This is a genomic window from Ochrobactrum sp. C6C9, assembly GCF_022627935.1.
GTDB lineage: Bacteria > Pseudomonadota > Alphaproteobacteria > Rhizobiales > Rhizobiaceae > Brucella > Brucella teleogrylli.
The window spans coordinates 1-221 of the sequence record NZ_JABXGB010000154.1 but is presented as its reverse complement, the minus strand read 5'-3'; the positions used below and the strand labels follow the sequence as shown (position 1 = coordinate 221).

Sequence of the window (221 nt, the reverse complement as noted above, 5' to 3'; positions counted from 1 at the left end):
AGGCGTCGAACACCGCATCGCTCAGCTTCAGGCGCAGGAACCAGCGATAGGCGACATTGACCTCGATCTCGCGCACCCGCTGACGCTCCGAGCGCACGCCGAACAGGTAGTCAATGAACAGCGCCTTGAACATCAAGGTCGGAACGAGCGGAGGACGGCCGTTGTCGGGGCAATAAAGCCCGGCAACCCGGTCATGGATGAAAGAGAAGTCGATCACCGCA

General features: G+C 60.6%; 1 protein-coding gene. It reads right to left on the bottom strand.

Annotated features, from left to right (window positions below; translation table 11 throughout):
• Positions 1-221 (bottom strand): transposase (locus HWD97_RS24470; protein WP_371835839.1); only part of this gene is annotated, 221 nt, incomplete at both ends.